The sequence below is a fragment of the Deferrisoma palaeochoriense genome (genome assembly GCF_054656955.1).
In genome coordinates this window covers 1-4173 of the sequence record NZ_BAAHXI010000123.1, presented here as the reverse complement: position 1 = coordinate 4173, position 4173 = coordinate 1, and the positions used below count along the sequence as shown (strand labels likewise).

Below are 4173 nucleotides of genomic sequence, written 5' to 3'. Positions count from 1 at the left end.
CCCCCCCCCCCCCCCCCCCCCCCCCCCCCCCCCCCCCCCCCGTTGTTGCTCCCCCTCCCCCTATCCCCCTCCCACCAGGGGAGGGGGAACCGCTTCGCGGCGGCTGGGAACCCCGGCCGTCTGTCTCCCTCTCCCCCTCAGGGGGAGAGGGCCGGGGTGAGGGGGGTCACGGGCGCGAATCGCCCCCCGCGGGCCGGGAGAAGGCCTTGACCGTCCAGGCCAGGAGGTAGTGGAGGCCCGACCCGGCGGTGGTGATGCCGGCGGCCACGAACCCCCAGCCGAGCACCGGGCCCAGGGAGAGTCCGGCGCCGTCGAGGATGGCGGCCACCAGGACCACGATCTGGAGGAAGGTGTTCACCTTGCTCAACAAGGTCGGCCGGATCTCGAGCTCCCCGGTCACGGCCCGGTACACCACGGCGCCCCCCAGAATGAGGGCGTCGCGGCCCACCACGAGCCCCGCGAGCCAGGCCGGCACTCGGCCCTGCCCGGCCAGCACGACCACGCTTCCCACCACCAGGACTTTGTCGGCAATGGGATCGAGCACGGCCCCGAGCCGGGTTACCTGGTTCCACCGCCGGGCCAGGAACCCGTCGAGGGCGTCGGTCACCCCGGCCACGGCGCACAGCACCAGCGACGCGCCGTAGCGTTCCTCGGCCAGAAGCCACAGGAGGAACGGCACCAGCACGATCCGGCTCGCGGTCAGGGCGTTGGGCAGGTGGCGGTACATGGGCTTCGGCGGAACGGCTAGAAGGTTAGAAAGCTGGGAAGCTGGGCGGCGAAATCCGGTTTGTCCTGCATCCTGGTGGTCCTCTCCATCCTGCGGCCCAGGGCCCGGGGGTCGGAGGACCGCCCGACCATGTTGCCACGGCAGATTCCCTGACCCCTGGAGGGGATCCGTGTCAGGGTCGAACGAACCCGGGGCGCCCCCCGGCGCGACGGCGTTGCCCCCTCACCCCCTCGTCCGAAAGAGAGAGGGGGAACGTAAGAACCACCGGAAAACCATTCACCATTTCCCCCCGGCCTTTGGCCTGCCCCCGTTTGACAGGCGGTGGGGGCGCTGTATCTTTCCCCAACCCGTTGCAACTTCGGGGTCGGCGTGGCCTGCCCCGGTTCTTCCCAGGAGGATTCCATGAAAGTCCGCATCGACTACGATCTTTGCATGGGCGACGGCAACTGCCACAAGGTCTGCCCCGAGGTGTTCGACTACGACGACCAGAAGCTCCGCGGGGTCGTGAAGGTCGACGTGGTGCCGGCCGAGCACGAGGAGGCGGTGCGCAGGGCCGCGGCCGAGTGCGCCCCGGGCGCAATCGTGATCGAGGAGTAGCTCCCGGGCTCAGTCCCGGTACCGGGTCGGGTCGGGGACCCCCGCCTCCCGAAACCCTTTCTTCCGCAACAGGCAGCTGTCACACGCGCCGCAGGCCCGGCCCTCGGGGTCCGGGTCGTAGCACGAGTGCGTGAGGCCGTAGTCCACCCCGAGCGCGATCCCCTTGCGGATGATCTCGGCCTTGGTGAGCCGAAGCAGCGGGGCGTGGATCCGGAACCGGTGGCCCTCGACCCCGGCCTTGGTGCCCAGGTTCGCCACCCGCTCGAACGCCTCGAGGAACTCCGGCCGGCAGTCGGGGTAGCCCGAGTAGTCGAGGGCGTTCGCGCCGATGAAGAGATCGAAGGCCCCGAGCACCTCGGCCCAGGCGAGCCCGAACGACAGGAAGATGGTGTTGCGGGCGGGCACGTAGGTGACCGGGATCTCCCGGCCGATCTCGCCCTCGTCGGCCGGCCGGGGCACCTCGATGTCGTCGGTGAGGGCCGAGCCCCCGAACGCCCGGAGATCGAGCCGGATCACCTTGTGCTCCTCGGCCCCGAGGGCCCCGGCCACCCGCCGCGCGGCCTCGAGTTCCACGCCGTGGCGCTGGCCGTAGGCGAAGCTCAGGCAGTGGCAGGCGAACCCCTCGGCCCGGGCCACCGCGAGGCAGGTGGCCGAGTCGAGGCCCCCGCTCAGGAGCACAACGGCCTTTCGCGGCCCGGCGCTCATCGGCCCCACCGCTCCCGGATCCGGCCCACGGCCTCCTCCACGTTGGCCCGGTCGCCGAAGGCCGAGAGCCGGAAGTACCCCTCCCCGCTCGGGCCGAACCCGCTCCCGGGCGTGCCCACCACGTGGCACTCCTCCAGGAGCCGGTCGAAGAACTCCCAGCTCGTGAGCCCGTCGGGGGTCTTGAGCCAGATGTAGGGCGCGTTCACCCCGCCGTAGCAGGTGATGCCGGCCGCGGCGAGCCCCTCGCGGATGATCCGGGCGTTCTCCATGTAGTAGGCGATCTCCCGGCTCACCTGGGCCCACCCCTCGTCGGAGTACACGGCGGCCGCGGCCCGCTGCACCGGGTAGCTCACCCCGTTGAACTTGGTGGACTGCCTACGGTTCCAGAGCTTGTTGAGGCTCACCCGTTCGCCCGCGGAGGTGCGGGCCGTGAGGTCCTCGGGCACCACGGTGAGCGCGCAGCGGACCCCCGTGAACCCGGCCGTTTTGGAAAAGCTCCGGAACTCGATGGCGCAGCGCTTGGCCCCGGGGATCTCGTAGATGGAGTGGGGGATGCCCGGCTCGGTGATGAACGCCTCGTAGGCCGCGTCGTAGAGGATCACGGCGTCGTGCTCCAGGGCGTACTCCACCCACCGGGCCAGTTGCTCCCGGGTGGCCACGGTGCCCGTGGGGTTGTTGGGGTAGCACAGGTACACCAGGTCCACCCGCTCCCGGGGCAGTTCGGGGATGAAGGCGTTTTCGGCCGTGCAGGGCAGGTAGACGATGCCCTGGTAATACCCCCGCTCGTCGGCCGGGCCGGTGCGGCCGGCCATCACGTTGGTGTCGTTGTAGACCGGGTAGACCGGGTCGCAGATGGCCACCCGGTTCTCCAGGCCGAAGATGTCGAGGATGTTCGCGGTGTCGCACTTCGACCCGTCGGAGATGAAGATCTCGCTGGGCCGCAGGTCCACCCCCAGGGGGGCGTAGGCCTTCTCCCGGATCTCGTCGATGAGGAAGGGGTAGCCCTGCTCGGGGCCGTACCCGCGGAACGTCTCGGGCCGGGCCATCTCGTCCACGGCCGCGTGGAAGGCCTCGACCACGGCCGGCACCAGCGGCCGGGTGACGTCGCCGATGCCGAGCCGGATGATCCGGGCCTCCGGGTGGGCCTGGGCGAAGGCGTTCACCCGGCGGGCGATCTCGGGAAAGAGGTAGCCGGCCTTGAGCTTGAGGTAGTGTTCGTTCGCGAGAGCCACGGTACGTTATCCTTTCCGTTCGGGGAAGACATCCAGCGGGTCGGTTGTGGGTAGCAGAGGTGCCGGCCGCCCGTCAAGGAGGAGTCATGGAGAGGGAGCCCCGACCCACCCGCGTGTTCCTGGTGCGCCACGGCAAGGTGGAAAACCCCGGCCGCGTCCTCTACGGCCGGCTGCCCCGGTTCGGCCTGAGTCCCGACGGGAGGGAGCAGGCGCGGCGGGCGGCCGAGATCCTGGCGGCGGAGCCCCTGGCCGAGGTCTGGGCGAGCCCGCTCCTTCGGGCGCGCCAGACGGCCCGGGAGATCCTGGCCCGCCACCCGGGCCTCCGGCTTCGGATCTCCCGGCTCCTCCACGAGGTCCGAACCCCCTTCGAGGGCCGGCCCCTGGCCGAGGCCCGGGCCGCGGGGGAGGACTTCTACACCGGGTCGGGCCCCGGGTTCGAGCAGCCCGGCGGCGTGGCGGACCGGATGGAGCGGTTCCTGCGGCGCACGGCCCGGCGGCGGCCCGGGGCCGCGGTGGCCGCCGTGACCCACGGCGACCCGCTCGCGTTTCTCGTGATGCGACTTTCCGGCCTGCCCCTCGACCCGCGGCGGAAGGCCGCCCTCCAGCCCTGCGGCATCCCCGACGGGTACCCCCAGCCGGGGTCGATCGTGCTCGTGGAGGTCATGCCCGACGGCCGCGCCCGGGTGGCGGGGTATCGAGGCTCGAACGCTCGAACGCTAGGACGCTGGGACGCTCGGACGCTAGGAGGCTATTAACCAGGCGGCTAAATAGGCGCGCTAGGCCGCCGCGTATTGGATCGCCGAGTGCAAGTAGTACAGGCGAACCCGGGCAGGGAGTTTTTGGATCTTTCGCATGACCGAGATCACCTTGTTTAGCAGCTCCTTCGCCGTGCGTGCCGGCGGGCCCGAGTGA

At 71.0% G+C, this 4173-nt stretch carries 5 protein-coding genes; 2 read left to right on the top strand and 3 right to left on the bottom strand.

Going from position 1 to position 4173, the window contains the following annotated elements; translation table 11 throughout:
* Positions 1 to 166: 166 nt before the first annotated feature.
* Complete coding sequence (locus tag ACYQ8L_RS18140) at positions 167 to 727, bottom strand: CDP-alcohol phosphatidyltransferase family protein (protein ID WP_459943230.1); 561 nt, start codon at positions 725 to 727, stop codon at positions 167 to 169.
* Positions 728 to 1129: 402 nt separating this feature from the next.
* Between ACYQ8L_RS18140 and ACYQ8L_RS18135 the strand changes: the two genes are divergently transcribed.
* A complete protein-coding gene (locus ACYQ8L_RS18135; protein WP_459943229.1) occupies positions 1130 to 1324 on the top strand; it encodes a ferredoxin in 195 nt (64 codons plus the stop codon).
* A 9-nt stretch (positions 1325 to 1333) separates the two neighbouring features.
* Here ACYQ8L_RS18135 and queC read toward each other — a convergent pair whose 3' ends face one another.
* Both queC and ACYQ8L_RS18125 read right to left on the bottom strand, forming a co-directional pair.
* Complete coding sequence (gene queC / locus ACYQ8L_RS18130; protein ID WP_459943228.1) at positions 1334 to 2029, bottom strand: 7-cyano-7-deazaguanine synthase QueC; 696 nt, start codon at positions 2027 to 2029, stop codon at positions 1334 to 1336.
* Entirely contained in the window at positions 2026 to 3261 is a 1236-nt protein-coding gene (locus ACYQ8L_RS18125; protein ID WP_459943227.1) for an LL-diaminopimelate aminotransferase, read from the bottom strand. The genes queC and ACYQ8L_RS18125 overlap by 4 nt, the downstream gene beginning before the upstream one ends.
* Before the next feature lie 86 nt (positions 3262 to 3347).
* Between ACYQ8L_RS18125 and ACYQ8L_RS18120 the strand changes: the two genes are divergently transcribed.
* The gene (locus ACYQ8L_RS18120) at positions 3348 to 4016 is read left to right on the top strand and encodes a histidine phosphatase family protein (RefSeq protein ID WP_459943226.1); all 669 of its coding nucleotides are present in this window, start codon (positions 3348 to 3350) and stop codon (positions 4014 to 4016) included.
* The last annotated feature ends 157 nt before the right edge of the window (positions 4017 to 4173 follow it).